Source organism: Nocardia sp. alder85J, assembly GCF_020176955.2.
In the GTDB taxonomy this organism is placed as follows: Bacteria; Actinomycetota; Actinomycetes; order Mycobacteriales; family Mycobacteriaceae; genus Nocardia.
This window is the reverse complement of the sequence record NZ_JAIUCZ020000022.1, coordinates 38,950-58,817: the sequence shown is the minus strand read 5'-3', so window position 1 is coordinate 58,817 and position 19,868 is coordinate 38,950. Positions and strand designations below refer to the sequence as shown.

Below are 19,868 nucleotides of genomic sequence, written 5' to 3'. Positions count from 1 at the left end.
CCAGCCGTTCAGCTTCCCCTGCGCGATCCACCGCCGCAGCGTGCGGGGGTTCACACCGATCAGCGCCGCGCCTTCGGCGAGCTTGATCAGCGAGGCAGGCGGCGGGGCATACCCGCTCATCCGTGGACTTGTCACGACATGGACTCCTTTGCCGCAATTAGAGGTAGCTCTATTGCAGCATCGCCACACTATGTCGTCAATAGAACCGCCTCTATTGATCGATGGGTGTAGTCCTGGACGGTTACGGCTACTCTTAACGGACCGTGAACCGTCGGGGAAACCCGGCAGAAGGGAGAGACCGGACGATGGCCATCAGCGGATACCGCGACCTGGCTGCGAGTCTTCGCGCCGCCATCCAGCAGGGCGAGTATCCGCCGGGCTCGACGCTCCCGAAGCAGGACGAACTGGCAGAGCGCTACCAGGTCAACATCAAGACCGTTCGCCAGGCGGTCGGCGTGCTCGAGACCGAGGGCTTGGTGACGGCGATCCGCCGGCGCGGCACGGTCGTCCGCGAGCGGCCGCGGATGCGGCGCCTCGGTGTCGACCGATACAGCAAGCGGAAGTGGAAGTTCGGTGATGTCGTCGCCTTCGCCGCCGACCGAGAAGCGTCCGGTCGTCAGTGGAAGCCCACCGACCAGACGAACACCGTCGAGCTGGTCGACGCCGATACCGAAGTTGCTGAGGCATTCGGTGTCGAGCCCGGCACGCCGGTATACGAGCGTGCCCGCCTGGTCAAGGACGGGGATCAGCCCACCCACACGCTGACCAGCTACTACCTGCCTGCGCACGTCGAAGGCACGCCCCTGGTCAGCCCGACACCCGGTCCGGCCGGCCGCGGCGGGGGCTTCGCGGTCCTCACTCTTCAGGGCTACGAGCCGGACCACATGACCGAGACGGTGTACGCGCGCATGCCGTCGCCCGACGAGATCGAACTGCTCAACCTGCCGTCCGGGGAGCCGGTCATGGTGCTGACCCGACTGACCTACACCGCCGCCAACACCCTGGTGGAGTACGCCCGCGGCGTTCACGCCGCATCGCGATTCGCGTGGACCTACACGTTCACCCTGCCCGACTGACCGAAAGGACTGCCAATGCCCTCGACGACACTGCCAGCCGCACTACGCTCCGATGTCGAAACCCTCTGGGACTTCAACCGCTTGGACCACGACGTACACCCGGTCGACGTCGGCATCGGACTCGGCAGCCACGACTTGGGCGTCGCGACCTACACCGCCGATCTGTACCGCGAGGGCATGTTTCCTCTGGTCGTCTTCACTGGCGCGAACGCGCCGACAACGCGGGAGCGGTTCCCTCGCGGGGAAGCCGTCCACTACCGCGAGCACGCTCTCGAACGTGGTGTGCCCGACAGCGCGATCCTCGTCGAGCCGAAGGCCACCAACACCGGCGACAACATCGACTTCACCCGGGCACTCTTGGAGGACCATGGCCTGCTTTCCGGCATCCGGTCCGTCATGCTCATCTCCCGGCCCTACCAGCAGCGCCGCAGCTGGGCTATCTGCCGCAAACGGTGGCCGGAGGTCGATGTTCTCTGCTCGTCGCTCCCCCTGCCTCTGGACGACTACGTTCAGAGCATCGGCGACGTCGATCGCGTGATCAACATGCTGGTCGGTGACACCCAGCGGCTCTGGGTCTATCCCGCGAAAGGATGGGCCGTCGACGTGCCCGTGCCGTCGGCGGTGCATCGGGCGTACTCGCGCCTCGTCGATGCTGGCTACACCAGTCGTCTTCTTGCCGCATGACCCTCAGAAAATCCGGAGCCAATTTGCGGCGGACAATCTTCTCGCCGCATGAAATGCGCTGGTGATACTCATCGGAAAATACCTGGTGGCTGAATTCGGTCGAATTCAGATCGGCGTGTCGTGTGGCGTATCAGATTCGCGGGTGGAATGCTGCCCGGCATGGCTCAACCGCATAAGGGTGACCGGGAGCTGACGCAGTCGCGTCTGGCCCGTCCGGTGTACGACGAGGTGAAGAAGCGCGCCAAGGCGAGGGGCGTCAGCATTTCTCAGTACATCGCCGATGTGATGGCGCTTCATGTCGATCGTCCCGATCTTGTGTGGATCGACATCGACCAGCTCCCGTTGAGCGCGTAGACCTGTGCTTGAACACTGCTGTAGCCGCCGGGACCGCCCGGCGGCTACAGCCATAACCATGGATTAGGCGGTGCTTGCCTAGCGAGCTGAACCCACCGGAGGCGACCTCCGGCTCAACAACACCTATACAGAACTCGACCCCCGCTAGCTGTTGGCGCAGCTGATCAGCGGGGGCCTCCCCGAAGGGATACGTCCGTGCGAGACGGATCTCAGGGTAACGCACGCCTGCACACGCTCGCGCGCGAACATGCCCCTGTCTGTCGATCTGAAAATCACAATTCGATTTACCAGCGGAAATACCGCCGATCTTCGACATCGAAACGGCGCGGCCGCTCCTTTGCGGGTGTGCTGTTCCCGTTGCCGCCGCTGCGCCTGAGGCTGCCTGAGGATGCCTACTCGCAGGCTCCCGCGTGCTGGTGGTCACGCGAGCGGTTCGTCTGCCACGCGATGGCACTGTACGACCAGCACTACACGCTGCTGCGGGACAACCGCATGGTCGACGCGGTCTCACGGGAGACCTTCCTGCGGTACCTACACGCCGAGTCGGCTGGCGCCGACTACCGCACCGGTCGAGAGGCCCGGAAGACGGTGGCGACGCTGCAGGTCCAAGTCGGCATGTCCGAGTCGACGATCCACCGCTGCCGGCGGCTGCTCCACAAACTCGGCTGCCGCACCGTCGTCTTCCGCGGCCGCCACCGCACCCTCGAGGAACGGCTGGACAGCTGGAAACGCGACGACCGTGCCCGCGGCTGGTCCGCCGTCGCCGCGCTACACGAAACCGACTGCCTGCCTGTGGATAACCAACTGGTCCAGACACTGCTTGAACAGGGAATTGGCACCCCACCTCCGCGAAGCGGAGGTTCTTTTCCTCTCACACCGTCGGGAATTAATTCTTCTCTGGAAAACGTGACAAAAAGACGCGCTCCGCGCGGCCCGGACAAGAGGAGGCGACGCCGGACCGCACCCGCGTATGACCCGAAGGCCGTATTGCTGGCAGCCCAGCTGCGCGCAGACCCGCGAATTCCGCTGTGGCTGCGCCAGATATCCCCCGGACAGCTGGCGGCCGCTGTGACCCGATACGCCGTCGCGGGATGGCAGCCCGACGACATGTACGGGGCGTGCGAGGAATGGATCGCCGGCGGCCGGGTCCTGTTCACCCGGCCGGACAACCCGGTCGGCTACCTGTGCAGCATCCTCCGCCAAATCCCGGTCGACCAGCCACCCGCACTGCTCGACCGCGCCCGCACCGCGATGATCGAGGAGAACGACCGGATCGCACGGCAGCGGGAACGCGACCAGCGCCGGGCCGAGGTGATGGCCGCGGCGCAGGCAGCGGCCGGACCGGACTCTCCCGGCCGCCGTGCGGCCCGGCAAATCGTCGATGCCGCTGCGGCGCGCAGCGCTGGCCGGGCTCACGCTCGTGCCCGGGAGAAGGACCAGGCGCAGCGTGAGCTGGCTCAGCGCGCACGTGAGCGAGGATGACCGCCACCGGCATCGTGCCGGTTTACCGGCGGTAAACCGCAGGGGCCCCCGAGTCACTCGGGTTCTGATTTACCGCCGGTAAACCGCGGCGCACGGTCTCCCGCGACGCCCGGGTGCGGTTTACCGCCGGTAAATCACGCTTGCTCGGCGGCCTCGCGCTCGGTGAGACTGCGGGTGAGTGCCGCGACCAGCGTCTGAAGCTGATCGGGGTCGAGGTACCCGGTGAGTGCGTCGGCGAGGACAGCCGGTGCGGGGGAGAGGCGCTTCAACGCCTTGGTGATCTGGGGCGCGTCGGCCGCCGGCCGCGGTGGTTTCGGTGCAGGCTTCACCGGCGCGGGTTTGTCCTGGGAGGCAAGCCAGCGAGCGACCTGATCTTCCTGGGGCACCCGGGCCAGGGTGCGAGCCACGCGGATAGCGAGGTCGCCGCGGCGCAGCGCGTCCTGCAGCTCGTGCGTCAGTTCCAGCAACGCGCGGCGCTGGGAGACCCAGCCCGTCGAGCGGCCCAGCTGCTCGGCGGCAACCTGGGCGGACCCGCACTCGGTCACCAGGGCGTCGACGGCCCGGGACTCCTCGAGGACGTCGAACCCCGCGCGGGCGACGTTCTCGATGATCGAGACCGCTAGGAGCACCGCCCGGGACGCTGCGGCCGCGTCCTTGACGACGATTTCCAGCATCGTGCAGCCGTACAGGTGGGCCGCAGCCAGGCGCCGACACCCGTTGACCACCACCCAGCGGGCATCGCCGATCGCAGCCTCGTCCTCCGGATACAGCCGCAGGTAGGCCTCACGGGTGACCACCAGTGCAGGCTGCAGCTGGATCTTGCCGATGGATTCCAGGTCGCTCAGGTCACCGAGGTCGCTGCGCGGGTTGCGCGGGTTCGCGACCAACTCGGCCAGCAGTGCCGACGTCGGCGCGGCGGGCCTGCCCGGTTTGATGTGGTCGCCGTCGACCGGCGACTTGTCGCCGACTGCGTCGATCAGGTCGGCGAGGCTGTTGCGTGCTCCCCCGCGGGCTCGGGCGGCCATCACGACACCCGCAGTTCGAGCGCGAGCTTGTAGAAGTCCTCCCGAGCACGCAACGTGGTGCCGCTGCTCGCGTACTCGGTCACGACCTGCCCGTTGAGGCTGGCGCGGGAGTGGACCTTGTAGCGCCGGATCACCGTCCGCGCGCACGACCACTGATTGCGTCGCATGAACTCCAGCGTCTCGTCGCGCTCTGCCTCACCGTCACGGGGATCCCACGCGTTCAGCACGACCGTGTACCGCAGGGAGCGCGGCGTGACGACCTTGCGGATAGTCCGCACCGTCGGATCGAACGACAACGGTTCCGGAGTGATCGGGATGACCACATGGTCCGCGCAGTCCAGGACTGCGCGCAGCGCATCGGCGGCCGGGCCCACGCCCAGGGGATCGTGCATGTCGTCCTCCGGCGCCATGTCGATCCAGCCCGGGGTGTCGACGAACACATGGTCGATACCCGGCAGTTCCTTGAGCCGGTGCAGGCCGTCGAGATCCTCGTGGGCCTGCACGACATGGAAGGGCAGCTGTTCGACGCGGGAACCCCACCACACCGCAGAACCCTGGGGGTCGATCGACACCGCCGCGACATTCGAAGGGTCGTCTGGGCTGCCGCTCCCGCCGGCCACCTCGGCGGTCACAGCCGCCAGATTGACCGCGAGGGTGCTCTTCCCGACCCCGCCCTTCTGATTGAGCAGTACATACACGTGCGCCATTCACATCTCCCGTGGCTTCACCCCAGCCGGGGCTACTCGGACGTCCGCAGCATAAGACGCCCGAGTAGCCCGGTCCTGCTGAAACACCGGGATCACGGCCAGGAGCCGTCCGACCGCTCTCAAATCGTTTATTCGTTTCGTTAAAACGTATTTACAAAACGATTTGAAAAACGTTCTATATCAACGTTTTATGATAGAATCGGGGGTATGAGCGATGAACTGTCCGGGACCGGGGCGGCCGCCGTCGGCGGCGCGGCCGAGGTGGGCGACCAGCATGTTTGCCAGTTCCCGACCGGGTTCGACCCGGCGTCGGGAGAGTTCGCGGTGCACGGCGCCGCCCTCGATGTCGACGGCGGGCGGCGCGGCCGCAAGAGCGAGTACTGCGGGGTGCTCGCGGTGGACCCGGACGGGGTCCAGCGCCGTCATGACCGGATGACGGCGTTCCAGCGGCGGCGCGAACTGCAGGCCGGTGGCGGCACGCCGCGGCGCGAGCGGCCGGTGGCCCGGCCTGTGACGTCGGCGCGGGCGTCGATGTCCGAGCTGCTGACCCAGTGGCAGATGATGTCCAGCGCGCACCGGACCCAGCTCGGCGAGCTGACCGACCGGATCGAGGCTGTGGTCACCGCCGCCGGCGACCCGGACGCGGCAGTCGCGGAGGTGACCTCGCTGCGGCGCGACGCAGACGCCGAGATCGCGGCGGCTCGCACCGCGGCCGAGGACGCGGAAACCGACGCGGCTGCGGCGCGGCGGGAGCGGGACCGGGCTCTGGAGGACAAAGAACTCGCTGAGGGCGCTGCGCAGGACGCCATCGCCGACCGGGACCAGCACGTCGCCGCAGCGGACACTGCCCGCGCCGAGGCCGAGGAAGCCCGTGTGGAAGCGGCCCGTGCCGCCGCTGACCGGGACCAGCAGGTCACGGCCGCACGGCAGGAAGCGCAGCAGCAGGTCGAGGCCGCTCGCCGGGACGCCGATGCGGCCGTCGCCGCGGCCGAGGAAACGGCCGCGTTGCAGATCACCGCCGCCGGCGACGAGCGGGACGAGGCTCTGGCAGCGCAGCAGCGCGCCGAGGCCGACCGAGTAGCCGCAGTCGAAGCGCGTGACGACGCCCGCGCCGAGGTCGCCCGGCTGCGCAGCGAACTGGAGGTCGCTGCTCAGCGTGCGCGCGAGGACCTCGCCCAGGCCCGCCGTGAGACCGCGACGGTGCGGACGGAACTCGCTACGCTCGCCGAGCAGCGAGACACCGAGATCGCCGCCCGGCACCGCGCCGAAACCGAGAAGGCGACCGCCGAGCAGGCCGCCACCGACGCACGCGCCGACGCCGAGCAGCTGCGCCGATCCCTGGCCACCGAGGAACAGCGGTCCCGCGAGGACATCGCGCGGGTGCGCGAGCAGCTGGCCGATGTCCAGCAGGACGCACGGACCCGTGCGGACACCGACCGGGCGGAAATCACCGCCTTGCGGGACGAACTGACCCGCGTCCGGGCCGAGAATCGCGCCGACCGTGATCAGATCCGCGCCGACCACGCCGCCGAACTCAGTCGCGCACAGGCCGCTGGCGAAACCCGTGCTACATCCCTGGAACGAGCGCTGGCCACCGCCGAGCAGACCATCGCCCGCCTGCAGACCCAGATCGATACCCAGAAAGGGGACCGCTGATGTTTCATCGGCTACTGCCACCGGCCACCGAGGAGGAACCTGCCGACACCGCGACGCGGCCCGGTTTACCGGCGGTAAACGATGGCGACGCCGCGGTCGCGCACGGTGCGGACATCCTGCTGTCTCGCGTGGCTCGTGCTGCTGCGGGTGTGCGGTACGCCCGCATGTGCGGCCGTGGGGAGAAACGGGCGCAGCGGCGGCTCGACCGGGCCGTCGACCGGGCCGCGGCCGCCGGTCTGCCGCTCGGCGATCCGCCGGTGCGGGACCGGCTGGCCCAGCATCTGGAGGGCATCTTCGCCGCTTTCACCGTGCCCGACTTCACGCCGCGTACGGACTGGGCGACCGCAGCACAGACCACTGTGGCCCGTACCGCCGAACAGAAAGGTGACCGATGAACCTCTCCCGTGCTCTCGCGCGCCGTATGGCCGCTTCCCGGGAACGGAATCTGCGGGAGGCGCTGATCGCAGCGAATCCTGCTCGCTACCCGGACATCACGTGCGAGCGGCTGTACCGCAGCCGGCGGTGGACGTTGATCGTGCTCAACGTGGTCACCGTCGCGGGGATGGTGTGGTCCGGGTTCGCCATCCACGTCATCAACCCGGGCGCCGGGGTCGGTGACTCCGAGTTCTGGCTGGGCCCGGTGATCGCGTTCCTCACCAGCGGTGTACTGCTGGTGTGCTCGGTCACCGCCGCCACCCTCATTGAGTTCGGTGTGCGGCCGCGACGGTGGCTCGCCGGGGTCCAGGCCTTCACCGTGGGTGTGGTCGCTGTCGCCGTCTTTGGGTCGTTCGCGGACGCCGGCCGCTGGTCCGAGGCCGTCATCTACGCGTTGTTCTCCGTGGTGACTGCGGCATCGGTCTACGGGACGTGGCAGTTCGCCGCTCACTGGACCGCCGCCATCGACAACATCCGCGCCGCCGCGGGCGGTGAGACCGCATGAACTCCGCCCACCGCCTGCTGCTCCTCATCCCGGCGGCGACTGCCGCGCCCTGCACCGCCTGCTCGAACGGAGTCCGTTGATGATCGCCAAACTGTCCCGCCGCAGTACGCACCCGCCCGCCGCCGATGGCGACGATCTGCTGGCCGCTGCGCTGCCCGACCGGGTGCGTATCGCACAGCAGCGGGTCGCGCACCAGCACGATCCAGCCCTGGTCCAGGCGTACTCCGAACGCGAGCTGACCGCGGACCGGCAGCTGGCGGAGCAGGTCCGTGATTTCGGGCGCCGGGAGCGGCTGGCCCGGATGGAAGCCGCCGCGTCGGCCGCCGAACGGGTCCGCCGCACATCCTCGGTGCTGGCCGAGCGAGAGGCTGCGGACCTGCTGCGTGCCAGCCAAGCCATCGCCGAACAGCGCCACGCCGCCAGCCCGCACGCGAAGGTAGCGAGGTTGCACCGCCGCAAGCCGCTGGTGCTGGGCATCCTGACCACGGTGGTGGTGTTCGCGATGCTGTTCTCGGCGGTCACCGTACAGCGCAACATCATCCCCAACGGCAGTCCGTCGAACCTGTTGTGGTGGTTGTCCTACGGGCTGGAGACCCTCATCAGCGGCATGCTGATCGCGTTGATGCTATCCACCTCTGATACCGCCGAGTTCGGGGTCATCGAGAGCAAGGCCACCGCCTACGGCATCGAGGGCCTGCTGCTGACGGTGACCGTCACGCTGAACATCTACCCGTACGCGCACGCTAAGGACCTGTTCAACGTCGGCGTGCACGCCATCGCCCCCATCACCATCGGCGCCGCGCTCGCGACGCACCGGGTCGTCGCCGGCCGCTACGGCCGCGCGATCGAGGTCGCCACCGCCGCGGTCCCGGCCGCCGAGGATCTGCAGGTGCGCCTGGCAGCGCTCGCCGACGTCGCCGAGGCACACACCCGCGATCTCGTCGCCCAGGACAGCGACACCGTGCACCCGGTGATCGTGCACCGTGCACCCGAGCTGGATACCGTGCAGTCTCCGCACACCGGGACCGTGCACACCATGGACAGCAACCACCCCGCGCCGGTGCACACCGTGCACCGTGCACCCGACACCGGAGCCGTGCACGGTGACCGATCGCCGGAGCCGGAAACCATGCACCCGGACACCGTGCATCTGGACGCCGCCCCGTTGGAGGAGACCGTGCAGTTTCCGTGCACCGTGGAGGACACCGTGCACCCGGTGACCGTGCACCGTGCACCCGAGGTGGACGAAGATGTGCGCAGTGTCCGGACCGTGCACACTGCGCAGCACACCGTGGAGGACATCGCTGCGCCCGACGCGGGCGAGAGCATCGTGCAGGCCATCGGCCAGCAGGACCAGGGCCACGCCTACGTGCTGACCGTGCACGGTGAGACGGCCGGTGTCGACGTGACCGAGCAGGTGCGCACCGCCGCCGATTCGACCGTGCAGCACCACGCTGGTGCGGTGCACGGTGAGAAGGCCGGCCACCTCGACACCGTGCACCCGGACGCCGCCCCGCTGGAGGAGACCGTGCAGTTTCCGTGCACCGTGGAGGACACCGTGCAGCCGGTGACCGTGCACCGTGCAGGTGAGCCGGACACCGTGCACCCGGGCGTGCACACCGAGCAGGTGACCGTGCAGGCGGAGACCGTGCACCGTGCAGGTGAGCCGGTTACCGAGCAGCGGCCGGTGGACGATGCGGAGTTGTGGGGTCTGGCTGCGGAGGTGCACCAGCGGTTGCGGCGGACGAAGTTCAGCGTCGAGGACATCGCCCGGGTGCTGACCGCGCACCGGCGCCACGGCCTGGGTGCGGACCGGATCTACCGCGACAAGATCGGCCCGCACCGCGAAACCACCGCCCGCTGGCTGGAGCTCGCCGAGGAAGTCGAGCGGGAGCGCACCGGAAGCATGGCCGCGGTCATCAACCTGCGCGGATAACCCCCTGCGGGCGCACCGGCCCGATACGAAACGTCAGCCCTGGCGGCTCTTACCCGCCAGGGCTGACGCATGTCCGGACACTACCCGGCTCCTGGCCGGCCACGCTTCAACGGATCCGCGGCAAGCCGCCGCCAGGTGGCGCGGCAGCCCCGAGATCGTCCGGCCGCCGACGGGGTGGTCCCCGGCCGCGCCGCCCCTCGGGTGTGTGGTCGGCGCCGGAGGCGCGCTCCGCCACGGTAGGCTGTGTAGGCGACAACTGATCGGAGCGAGCTAGTATTTGGGTGCACTATCGTGCACCCCATCAGGGCAGGCCGGATGGTCGCTGCGCTGGGCGGAGGAGGGTCGCGGTGGCGGGTGAGGCGGCGGATCGGCGGGCGCGTGCGCGGCGGGAGCGGCAGCCGAACGTGGCCGGCGGCCGGTCCACGCGGTGCGTGGTGAAGCTGTCCGACGCCGAAGCAGCGACGCTCAAGGCGCGCGCGGAATCGGCGGGTGTGACGGTGCCCCGGTTGCTGGTCGAGACCACATTGGGGGAGCAGCGCGCCGAGCCTGGCCGCGCGGCGGCGGTGCTGGCGGTGCTGGAGCTGGATGAGCAGGTGCGCCGGATCGGCAACAACCTGAATCAGTTGGCGCGGTACGCGCATCAGGAGCAGGGCCTGCCGGAGGAGATCGTGGCCGCGCTGCGCGCGGTGGTCCAGACGTGCCTGACCCTGGACGAGACGGCGCGGTGGGTGATGGGCAAGCCGTCGGCGGTGACCGCGGTGTCGCTCGGGGGCGGCCTGGCGGTGGAGCTGCCGCCGGATCTCGATGATGGCCCGGGTTCGTGGGGCGATGTGATCGACGGGTGAGCCGCCGATGATGCCGAATACGACCAAGGGCTCCGATATCAAGAAGCTGCTCTGGTATCTGGCCGGTCCGGGTCGGGCGAACGAGCACACCGATCCGACGGTGGTCGCTGGGGACATTGTGACGATGTCGGTGTTCGGGGGTGCGATCGACCAGCGGCGGGCGTGGGAGCTGGGCCGGTTGCTGGACTCGCCGCGGCAGACGTTGTTGCGGGGGGAGCCGGTGGCGGTGACGTCGTACAAGAAGGCGAAGGCGCTGATGGCCGAGGGTATGAGTAAGGCGGCCGCGTTCGAGGCCGCCACCTCGGATGCGAACACCTGGCACTGTTCGCTGGCGTTGCGGGCGGAGGAGGGGGAGCTCGGGTACGCGCGGTGGTCGCAGATCGCGCGGGATTTCATGCGGGAGATGGGGTTCATCGACCGTGGCGACGGTGCTCCGGACGTGCGGTGGGCGGCGGTGCACCACGGCCGGTCGACGAACGGCAACGACCACATCCACATCGCGATGCCGATCGTCCGGTCGGACGGGTCGCTGGCGAACGTGTTCCGGGATCGGCCGCGGTCGCAGGCGGCGGCGCGGGTGCTGGAGCGGAAGTACGGGTTGCAGGTGCTGCACACCCGCGAGTACGGGGACACCGAGCAGGCGACCAAGCCGGCCGAGCGGGCCCGTGCTGAACGTGTCGGTGCTCCGGAGACCGATCGGGAGGCGCTGCGGCGGCGGGTACGTGGCGCGGCGGCCGCTGCCGACAGTGAGGCGGAATGGCTGCGGTTGCTGCATGCCGAGGGCGTGAAGGTGATCCCGCGGTGGGCGCCCGGCGGGATGGAGGAGGTGGTCGGCTACTCGGTGGAGTTGCCGCGGCAACGCAACACGGTGACCGGGGAGTGGGAGAAGGCGATCCGGTACTCGGGGCTGCGCCTGGACAAGGATCTGTCGTTGCCGGCGCTGCGGGACTGGGCGCCGTGGTCGCAGTCCGCGGCTGCCCGCGACGACGCGTTGGAGGAGTGGCGGCGCACCACCCGGGGTGCGAACGAGCGGCCGATCGAGGCCGGGGCGATGTCGGCGCGGGGCGCGATCCGGGAGTTGCGGTGGTGGACCGAGGAGATGCGGCGGATCCCGGTCGGCGACCGGGACGGGTGGGCGCGGGCGGCCAGCTCGGCGGCGGGCTTGTTCGCGGCCGCGTCCGTGCGCACCGAACGTGGACCGGGACCGTTGGATCGGTTGTCGCGGCAGTTGGCGCGGGCCGGGCAGCTGCCCGCGCACCAGCGGCGGCCGCGGTCGCGCGGGTCACGGCCGACTCGGGGTGCGGCGGTGGCGCGGATGCTGTGGTCGCCGGAGGCGACCAGGGCGCCGGGGACGGCGGTGAATATCGCGTTGATCTACGCGCTGACGTCGTTGTTGCTGGCGGTCCGGGATTCCCTGGACGCGCAGTCGCGGGCAGTCGCAGCGGCGGCGATGGCATCGACGGCGCGGCGGGCGTTGACCGAGATCCACATGCGCGCCGACGGCATCGATCCGGCCCGGCCGTACACACGGGAGCCCGGGTCGCCGGCGTGGGCGGCGGCGGCCCGGTCGAGCATTGTGGTCGATCGGCTGGACCGGGACCAGGTCGAGGCCCAGATCCGGGATGCGGCCGACGCCTGGAACAGGCAGCGGGCGGTCGCGGCCGGTGATGCCCGTGCTGAGCAGTACGACGACAAGGGCCACATCGTGGCCGCCCGGCCGTGGTCGTCGCGGGCCGCGTCGGCGGCCGCCGGGCCGTTGACCCCGCCACCTGGTGCGACGCCCCCCGCGCCGGGGACCGGCCGGACTGCCGGGCGGCCACCGGGGACCGATCCTGGTTCGCGGCACGGCCGGCGGCGCGGGTTCGAACGCTGACCAGGTTTCGATCGGCCCTCACTTAGACCGTCTAAGCCCATAACTTGCTCGCGAAAACCGTACGTGTTCACCGTGAGTGACGTTTGGTCAGTGGCTCGACGCACTGCACCACGAATTACAGGCCGATGCCGTGGTCGCGGCTGGGTTCGTGGTGTAGCCACGGCTGGTGGTGCTGGGACCAGTCCCGCGGTTGCGCGGTCGGTGTCGCCGCTGGGGGTGGTTGTTCGGCGGGTCCGCCTCGGCGTTCCTGCTCGGCGAGGGCCGCAGCGAGGGTCTCGTTCAGCTCCCGGACGCGCGCGGCTCGCGCGGCGCGTCGTTGGGCGTCGTTCTGGTCGAGTTCGCGGGCGGTGTCGAGTTCGGTGGCGCGGGTGCCGGTGTCGGCAGCTTGGTCGAGGATCGCCTGCCACTGGTCCGTGGGGGCGCCGGTCGCGACGGCGGTCCGGGCGGCGTGACCGGCCACCTTCTCCTGACGCCGCATCAACGCCAGGATCTCGCCACTCACTTGGGTGAGGGCTGCGTCGCGGGTTTCCCGGTCGCGTCGTCGGCGCGGGGTTTGAGTGGACAGGTCGGTGTAGCGCTGGCGGGCGGCGTCGAGGTCGGCGGCCAGGGTGTCGGCGGCGTGCGCGGCGTGCAGGGCGGTGCGGATCGCGGGGGCTTGTTCGTCGAGGCGGGCGTGGCGTTCGCGGACTTCGTCGACGCGTGACCGGAGTCGCCACGGGATGGCGAGGGTCGTGGCGTCGTTGCGGGCCGTGTGGGTCAGGGTGCGTAGTTCCTGGATCCGCTGTTGCAGTACCGGTCCCGGTAGCGGCCGCCACGGGTCGGTGCCCCCGCCGTGGTGGTCCGGGCCGGGGTCGCTGCTGGTGCCGGGGGCGTCGAGGGTCGTGGTGAGTCGCCAGCGCAGGGCGGCGGCGGGCTGCTGGTCCGGTAGCGGCCGGGCCGCGGCCGCGGTGCGGGCGGCGGTGGTGACGTCTATCCCGCGCTGGGCGGCGGTGTCGAGCAGGGCGGTGAGGACCGGCCAATAGGGGTCGGTGGTCAGGCGTGGGTCGAGGTCGGCGGCCAGTGGTGCCCAGCGGGCGACGGTCGCGTGATCGTCGAGAGCGTGGCGGACGCGGTGGTCGAGGTCGGTTTGCACGGTGTGTTCGGCGCGCGGGTACTGCACGGGGCCGGTCGCGCGCCGGTCGTCGTCGTCCACCCGGTGCGCCGCGCGCCAGACCGCGAGGTCTGCGACCAGATCCGGGGTATCGGTGAATGGTTGCGCCCAGCGGGGTGCGGTGGCCGGCGTCCACGTGAGCGCGGCGGCGGTGAGCTGCCGGTGCAGGTCGCGGATGTGTTCCCGGGCCGGGCGCAGCATGGCCTCGTACTCGTCGGTGCCGTGCAGGACCCGCGGTATCTCCGGTAGCCAGGTCAGCGGCCCGAGGGTGCCGTTGTGGGCGGCGGTGTACGGGTCGTCGTGTTCGTGCCGCCAGGCGATCCGCCAGTCCAGGACGGCGGCCGGGTCGGCGGCGGTGCCGAGTTCGCGGCCGGCGACGGCGTGGGCGAGGGTGGCGGCCGGGTCGCCACCGGCGAGGGCGTGCAGGACCAGGTGCTGGCGCAGGACCGGCCACGCGGCCGCGTCGGTGAGACCGGGTACGAGCTGTTCGGCGGCCGCCTCGATCGTGGCCGTCCGGTCGGGTCCGAGCTGGTGTTCGGCGATCACGCCGAGGGCGTCGAGGTAGGCGTCGACTTCCCCGGCGAGGATCAGGGCCGGGTCGGTGGCGTCGCGGGCGGCGGTGGTCGCCGAGGTTTGGGTGCCGTCGCGGGCGATGACGGTGGTGAGGATGTCGACGGCGGTCGGTGGGTGCAGCGCGGTGTAGGTGTAGGCGTCGGCTTCGTCGCCGGGTCCGGCGGTGGCGAGGTAGGCGTAGTTGCCGGTGCGGCCGCGGGTGAGCATCACGTACAGCTGGGCGCGGTGCTCGCGGCCGGTGAGGACGCCGTGGACGGTGTCGACGGTCATGCCCTGGCTGGAGTCGATCGTGGCCGCGTAGCCGAGGGTGGTGTCGGTGGTGACGTAGTCGGCGGGGAGGGTGACGGTGCGGCCGGTGCCGAGGTGGGCGGCGGTGACCCGGCCGTCGTCGTGCACGTCGGTGACGCGCCACCGGTACCCGTTGCGGACGTGGTCGGTGGCCGAGATCCACAGCCGGTAGTGGTTGCGGCGGGTGGTGATCACGTCCCCTGTCGACGCGGTCAGCCCGTCGGCCAACCGCACCCCCGGCCCGGCGGTGGTCTCGCCGCGGGTCAGCCGGGCGGTGCGGGCGCGCTGGTTGAGGTCGGTGACCAGGTCGCGGGTCGGCGCCAGCAGCAGGGTGTCCAGGCCTGCGTCGGTGTCGGCCTGCCAGGCCCGGAACGCCTGCTCGGTGACCGCACCGAGGGTGCCGACCTGGACGCGCCCGTGGTCGATGTAGTGGGCGATCGCGGCCGGATCCCCGTCCCGCAACGCCAGGGACGCGGCGGATTCGGCGGGGTCGGCGAACCGCATCACCCGGGTGAGGGTGTCGGCGCCGGTGGCGTGGACGATGTCGCGGATCACGCCACCGGCCGCGACGGCCGACAACTGCCGGTCGTCGCCGACCGCGCGAATGCCGGCGCCTCGGGCCAGCAGCCAGGTCACGGCCGAATCCAGGCGCAGGGTCGGGGTTTTCGCGGCTTCGTCGAGGATCACCAGTGTGGCGGGCCCGACACTGGTGATCCAGGCGGGAGCGTCGGCGGGATCGAGGTGGCCGGTGTCGAGCCGGTCGGCGAGCGTGGTCAGCATGTCGACGGTGTAGGCGCCGACGCCGGTGTCGGTGGCCAGGGTCGCGGCCGCGGCGGCGGTCGGCGCGAGCCCGAGCACGGTCCCGCCCGAGGCGGTCCAGGCGTCGGTGAGTACTCGCATGGCGGTGGTTTTGCCGGTGCCGGCCGGGGCGATCGCGACCTGCAACCGGCGGCCGGAGGTCGCGAACGACTCGACCAGCGCCGCCTGGCCCTCGTTGAGCCCACGGCCGATATGCGTGGCGGCGTATTCCCATGTCGCCGTGGCGATCTGGGGCCGGGACAGGGTCCGTCCGCCGGTGGCCGTCGCGGCGGTGAGCAGCCGGCGTTCGGCGGCGACGATCTCCGGTGAGGTGTAGAGGGTGGATCCGGCGGTGGTGTAGACGCTGGTCCCGTCGGCGCGCGCCAGCGCTGCCACCGGCGCGGTGACGTCGTGATCGCCACGCGGGATCGACAGCGGCGCGGCGAGCGCGGTACCGGTGACGGCGGCCATCACGGTGTCCCAGTCGTGGCCGTGGACCCGGCCACGCAACTGCCGGGCCGCCTCGGCGTGCACGTGATGCTCTTTCCAGGTGGCCCGCGACGCCGACACCACCTCGATCACCCCGGCCGCGGTCGCGGCGATCCACGCGTCGGTCACCGGTTCCCGGTCCGGGACCCGGTGCCGCAGCACGGTGTTCACCATGTCGTCGACCGCGGCGGGCCCGCCGAGCAGCTGCTCGGCTTCGTGGCGCCAGTCGGCGCGCTGCTCGGCCCGCGAGCGGGCCGCGTGCTTGCCGCCGCGCGTCGACAGCGTGGCTTCCTCGCCGAGGCGCAGCAGTTCTTTCGGTGTCGGTTCGCGGCCGTGGCGGGCCTGGAACTGCGCCGACAGTTCGCCCAGCTTCACGGTGATCGCTTCGGCGCGCGTCGACCAGGCCGTCATGAGTTCGTCGGGGACACCGGTGATTTCGCGGATCGGCCGCTTCTGCAGGTCGCGCCCGGCCCGTTCGACGAACGCGATCCGCCCGTCGAGGGCGGCCTCGAGGTGGTGTTCGAGACGGGTGTTGTACAGCTCGGAGGCGGGGACGTTGTACCGGTAGATCATCCGGCCGTCGAGGGCGCCCCACTTCCCGTCGTGGACGCGGCGGACCTTGTTGGAGATGACCAGGTGGGTGTGCAGGTCGGGGTCGCCGGCGCGGGAATCACGGTGGTCGTAGGCGGTGGCGATCAATCCTTCGACGTCGACCTGGCGGACCGAGCCGCGCCCGACCCGGGTGTAGACCGCGTGTGCTTCCAGATACGCCAGCGCGTCGGCGGCCGCGGCGTGGTGCGCGGCCTCGATCCGGTCGGCGAGCTCCCGCGGGGCCAGACCCCACAGCACCGACACACTTTTGGGCGGGGAGAACGTGAGGTCATAACCTGCCACCGCGTTCGTCGCCGGCCTGGACGCGCGGGCCACCCATCCCGACAGCTCCCGATCGTCCAGTGGGGCCCGGTCGTACTGCTCGGTGAACATGCGGACCGCGACCTCGGTCCGGATCCGTTCCCGATCCGCGTCGGGGATCGGTGCGGCTTCGAGGTGGTCGTGGTCGCGGTTCCACGCGGCGAACGCGCGGGCGACCTCGTACCGGTAGCCGTACTCGTCGGTCGTGTATTTCCCGAATGCGGTGCCCAGCTTCGCCATCCGCACCCCGTAGTCCCGGGCGACCCGCCGCGACCAGCCCTGCGCGAGACCGTCGGTGGTGTGCGCGGCGATGATCGCCTCGGCGTTCGGATGCATCCCGCGACCGAACAACGCCCGCATCTGCGGTTCGGTGACCCGCTGACCGGCGGCCAGACCCAGGGACCCGAGCCCGGATCCCAGCCAGATGCCCGGGGATTCGCCGCGCTCGCTGTAGTACTCGGCGAGCTTCTGATCGGTGTCGCGGTTCGTGTCGTTCGTGGCGATCGACCTCGTGTAATAGGCGTAGCCATCGCCTGCACCGAGTTTCGCCAACGACATCACACCATCGACGCTACGCCCTCGGATACACCATTCCTGGCGGTCTCTTATCGGGTGTGCGACAACATCTCTCGTTACTTTTTCGTGACCTGAGAGCATGAGGTGTGAGAGTTAGCGAATGAGAGTGGAATTGGTGTCATAGTTGAAGGTGAGCGTGCACTGCCTATTCTCAGGAGAGTTGGGCGGTTTCTCAGGGTGTTGGCGGAAATATGTCGAACAGTGGGTGGGGCGGCACAGATATCCCGATGCTGAATGCTGGCGGGCGCTGGCGGTGTGGGAATCGGGCTGCTGCGAAGCGCCATCGCTGACCCAGCATGCGGGCGCGACGCTCGTCGGATCAGGTTCCTACGCTGAGCATATGACGATTCGGCGGCAACAGCTCGAGGCAACCCAGATGGCGATCGAGGCTCTGTCCGCGCACATGACCGATGGCGAGAACGGCACAGGCCTGTCGTTCAATATCGAACGGCTCCTTGGGCTGATCTCCGAGGATCAGACTGAGCATGACCTGGCGAATCTGGTCATGGGCTACCAGAACCTGACAGCGATTGCGCTGGCATTTTTCGAAGAACGCACCGGAACACCACGACGCGAGCTGCTGCAGGAGATCGCCGCCTTCGTGGCACGTTGGGAAGTCGAGAGCTGAGCACACGCCAACTTCTCGGGATGGTGGGCCACTCCAGTCGTGCGCGGGACAGGGCCGGCGGTTTCAGGTGGTGCGGGTGCCGGTGGCGTGCTGGAGGGTGTGCACGCGGTCGGTGAGTACCCGGATCGCGGGCCGGTGGCGGTAGGGGGCCAGGTCGCCGACGAGTCTGATCAGGTGGCCGACGCAGCGGGTGGAGGTGACCGGGCCGGCGAGGATGTCGACCATGGTCCAGGCTTCGGCGGCCCATTTCCCGCCCTCACCCTGGGGTTTGGTGACCTTGCCCCACCGCTCCGTAGGGATGCGGGCACTGGCGGCGGTGAGCGCACCAGACACCACCGGCGCCTCATCAGGGGCCGGTGGTGGAGTCCGTCGCGAAAAGATCCTGGCCATCGCGCGGCACCGTAGAGATCAGGGGTGCAGCGCCGATCGGGCCGGAAATGTCAGTGTCTGGGCCGGGTGACCGCAGCCACGACCGTAGCGAACGCGCCGAGCACCGTTAGGACCGTCAAAGCGCCGAGCACCATCCGCGTCTCTGCGATCTGGGTTCGCAGGGAGCCGATATCGCAGACCAGATCGGTGATGACGTCATGCGCCGCGGCGATCTCGGCGAGGATCAGCCGGTTGCCCGGCGGTTCGGGGTTCACTGGGCCTCGCCGCGGCGCGCGACCCAGGTATCAGCAGCCGCGCGCGCTGTGGCGACGTCAACGGCCGATGCCTGCCGCAGTATCCGATCGGCGTTGATAATCGTCCATGCCACGGTGACCGGTGTGGTGGCCCGGATATAGCCGGTCAGGCCGTCGTCGTAGTCACGCACGAGTTGCGGACCGGTCGGGCCGTACGGGGCGAAGGACCAGCCGTCTCGTGCATCGGAGATCTGGATCGGTCCGGCGGTCATCAGCGGCGCAGCTTCTGTGCGGCGGCAAGCTGGCGGCAGGCCGCGCCGTGGCCGGAGTGCTCGGTGCGCACAAACTCGGCCTCCCGGTCGTCGGCCATATGGCCTGGGTCGGTCCGGCAGTCGTGGTGACGGGTACGCCACAGATCGATAACGACAGAGGGCAGTGTGTGGTAGCTGGATGTCACGCGGCGCGGTCCTCATCTTCGATGCGTTCCTTGATCTCGGCCACGGTCCGGCCGGTCCGCTGGGCCGTGGTCCGGGCCCCGATGGCCAGGACCACGACACCCCACAGCACTGCCGCGACCACGATCACGATCAACATGGATCTCCTGGATATGGGGACGCCCGGCCGGTCAATGTGAGCGGCCGGGCGTTGTGGAGCTGCCGTGCATGGTGCTCAGTCCGTACTGCGGCCGTAGCCGTCACGCGCGTCACCGCCGTCTCCGGTCGGCTGCTCGTTCCAGTTGTCGTTCGACTGGCCGTTGGGGCCGGGCTCGATCGCCACGCACTCACCTCCTTCCGTTGTGTCGCAGTGCTTTTCGGTCGGTCGGGCCGTCGCCAGAGCATGGCTACAGTCCCGGTGATCAAGGGGATGCCGACAGCGGCCAGCAGTCCGGCGAGGTTCCAGCCGTGCCAGCCGCACATGTCACACCAGCAATCGCCGTTTGGCTGTATATACGGTCCGCCCTGACCGTGTCATCGTGTAGCGGCCGGTGCTCTGGATGCTGATCATGGAGGCGTAGGCCAGATTCCAGAGCGCCCGCCGGACGGTGCGCACGGAAAGACCGGTCTCGGTGCTGATCTCGGCCGGGGTCAAGTCGGCGCCGGCCAGCGCGGCCAGCGCTTGCAGTTCGTGCAGCGTCATCGGCGTCATCGGGCACACTCCGTTGTCCGTTGGAATACGCCGCCGCCGGGGACCTCGGCCCCGGCCCGAGTGGTGTACGGTCGACCCGGCGGCGACGTTGATCACACGTTATGGCC

At 69.8% G+C, this 19,868-nt stretch carries 20 protein-coding genes; 11 read left to right on the top strand and 9 right to left on the bottom strand.

Annotated elements, in window-relative coordinates; all coding sequences use genetic code 11:
- The first annotated feature begins 305 nt into the window (after window positions 1-305).
- From LBW94_RS43790 to LBW94_RS43775, 4 genes are all read left to right on the top strand, one after another.
- Window positions 306-1,076 carry a GntR family transcriptional regulator gene (locus LBW94_RS43790; RefSeq protein WP_225061556.1) on the top strand — a complete coding sequence of 257 codons (771 nt, stop codon included), beginning with the start codon at window positions 306-308 and terminating at the stop codon, window positions 1,074-1,076.
- Window positions 1,077-1,091: 15 nt separating this feature from the next.
- Window positions 1,092-1,760, top strand: a complete 669-nt coding sequence (locus LBW94_RS43785) for a YdcF family protein (protein WP_225061555.1) — start codon at window positions 1,092-1,094, stop codon at window positions 1,758-1,760.
- Between the two features lie 159 nt (window positions 1,761-1,919).
- Window positions 1,920-2,114 carry a toxin-antitoxin system gene (locus tag LBW94_RS43780; RefSeq protein WP_225061554.1) on the top strand — a complete coding sequence of 65 codons (195 nt, stop codon included), beginning with the start codon at window positions 1,920-1,922 and terminating at the stop codon, window positions 2,112-2,114.
- A gap of 195 nt (window positions 2,115-2,309) precedes the next feature.
- On the top strand, window positions 2,310-3,596 hold the full coding sequence (locus tag LBW94_RS43775) for a hypothetical protein (RefSeq protein ID WP_225061553.1): 1,287 nt from the start codon (window positions 2,310-2,312) through the stop codon (window positions 3,594-3,596).
- 134 nt (window positions 3,597-3,730) lie between these two features.
- On the opposite strand, the gene LBW94_RS43770 is transcribed toward LBW94_RS43775, so the two are convergent.
- Complete coding sequence (locus LBW94_RS43770) at window positions 3,731-4,621, bottom strand: ParB/RepB/Spo0J family partition protein (protein WP_225061552.1); 891 nt, start codon at window positions 4,619-4,621, stop codon at window positions 3,731-3,733.
- Window positions 4,621-5,328 (bottom strand): ParA family protein, encoded by a 708-nt coding sequence (locus LBW94_RS43765; RefSeq protein WP_225061551.1) that lies wholly within the window; start codon window positions 5,326-5,328, stop codon window positions 4,621-4,623. The genes LBW94_RS43770 and LBW94_RS43765 overlap by 1 nt, the downstream gene beginning before the upstream one ends.
- Before the next feature lie 207 nt (window positions 5,329-5,535).
- Between LBW94_RS43765 and LBW94_RS43760 the strand changes: the two genes are divergently transcribed.
- The 6 genes from LBW94_RS43760 to LBW94_RS43735 all read left to right on the top strand — a co-directional run bounded on the left by LBW94_RS43760 (window position 5,536) and on the right by LBW94_RS43735 (window position 12,578).
- Entirely contained in the window at window positions 5,536-6,984 is a 1,449-nt protein-coding gene (locus LBW94_RS43760) for a hypothetical protein (protein WP_225061550.1), read from the top strand.
- On the top strand, window positions 6,984-7,379 hold the full coding sequence (locus LBW94_RS43755) for a hypothetical protein (RefSeq protein WP_225061549.1): 396 nt from the start codon (window positions 6,984-6,986) through the stop codon (window positions 7,377-7,379). Before LBW94_RS43760 ends, LBW94_RS43755 begins: the two co-directional genes overlap by 1 nt.
- Window positions 7,376-7,924: a hypothetical protein gene (locus tag LBW94_RS43750; RefSeq protein ID WP_225061548.1), complete on the top strand. Its 549-nt coding sequence runs from the start codon at window positions 7,376-7,378 to the stop codon at window positions 7,922-7,924. Before LBW94_RS43755 ends, LBW94_RS43750 begins: the two co-directional genes overlap by 4 nt.
- Before the next feature lie 79 nt (window positions 7,925-8,003).
- Window positions 8,004-9,860: a hypothetical protein gene (locus LBW94_RS43745; protein ID WP_225061547.1), complete on the top strand. Its 1,857-nt coding sequence runs from the start codon at window positions 8,004-8,006 to the stop codon at window positions 9,858-9,860.
- Window positions 9,861-10,207: 347 nt separating this feature from the next.
- Entirely contained in the window at window positions 10,208-10,705 is a 498-nt protein-coding gene (locus LBW94_RS43740) for a MobC family plasmid mobilization relaxosome protein (protein ID WP_225061546.1), read from the top strand.
- Between the two features lie 7 nt (window positions 10,706-10,712).
- Complete coding sequence (locus tag LBW94_RS43735) at window positions 10,713-12,578, top strand: relaxase/mobilization nuclease domain-containing protein (RefSeq protein ID WP_225061545.1); 1,866 nt, start codon at window positions 10,713-10,715, stop codon at window positions 12,576-12,578.
- 115 nt (window positions 12,579-12,693) lie between these two features.
- Here the strand turns inward: LBW94_RS43735 and mobF are convergent, their stop codons facing one another.
- Window positions 12,694-17,346: a MobF family relaxase gene (gene mobF / locus LBW94_RS43730; protein ID WP_266273598.1), complete on the bottom strand. Its 4,653-nt coding sequence runs from the start codon at window positions 17,344-17,346 to the stop codon at window positions 12,694-12,696.
- A 358-nt stretch (window positions 17,347-17,704) separates the two neighbouring features.
- Between mobF and LBW94_RS43725 the strand changes: the two genes are divergently transcribed.
- A complete protein-coding gene (locus LBW94_RS43725; protein WP_225061544.1) occupies window positions 17,705-17,992 on the top strand; it encodes a hypothetical protein in 288 nt (95 codons plus the stop codon).
- A 63-nt stretch (window positions 17,993-18,055) separates the two neighbouring features.
- On the opposite strand, the gene LBW94_RS43720 is transcribed toward LBW94_RS43725, so the two are convergent.
- The 6 genes from LBW94_RS43720 to LBW94_RS43695 all read right to left on the bottom strand — a co-directional run bounded on the left by LBW94_RS43720 (window position 18,056) and on the right by LBW94_RS43695 (window position 19,761).
- Complete coding sequence (locus LBW94_RS43720) at window positions 18,056-18,328, bottom strand: hypothetical protein (protein ID WP_225061543.1); 273 nt, start codon at window positions 18,326-18,328, stop codon at window positions 18,056-18,058.
- Between the two features lie 104 nt (window positions 18,329-18,432).
- Window positions 18,433-18,636: a hypothetical protein gene (locus LBW94_RS43715; protein ID WP_225061542.1), complete on the bottom strand. Its 204-nt coding sequence runs from the start codon at window positions 18,634-18,636 to the stop codon at window positions 18,433-18,435.
- On the bottom strand, window positions 18,633-18,887 hold the full coding sequence (locus LBW94_RS43710) for a hypothetical protein (RefSeq protein WP_225061541.1): 255 nt from the start codon (window positions 18,885-18,887) through the stop codon (window positions 18,633-18,635). The genes LBW94_RS43715 and LBW94_RS43710 overlap by 4 nt, the downstream gene beginning before the upstream one ends.
- Window positions 18,887-19,072, bottom strand: coding sequence for a hypothetical protein (locus LBW94_RS43705; protein WP_225061540.1), 186 nt, complete (start codon window positions 19,070-19,072; stop codon window positions 18,887-18,889). Before LBW94_RS43705 ends, LBW94_RS43710 begins: the two co-directional genes overlap by 1 nt.
- Window positions 19,069-19,209, bottom strand: a complete 141-nt coding sequence (locus LBW94_RS43700) for a hypothetical protein (protein ID WP_225061539.1) — start codon at window positions 19,207-19,209, stop codon at window positions 19,069-19,071. The genes LBW94_RS43705 and LBW94_RS43700 overlap by 4 nt, the downstream gene beginning before the upstream one ends.
- A 324-nt stretch (window positions 19,210-19,533) precedes the next feature.
- Window positions 19,534-19,761 carry a hypothetical protein gene (locus LBW94_RS43695; protein WP_225061538.1) on the bottom strand — a complete coding sequence of 76 codons (228 nt, stop codon included), beginning with the start codon at window positions 19,759-19,761 and terminating at the stop codon, window positions 19,534-19,536.
- Window positions 19,762-19,868: the final 107 nt, after the last annotated feature.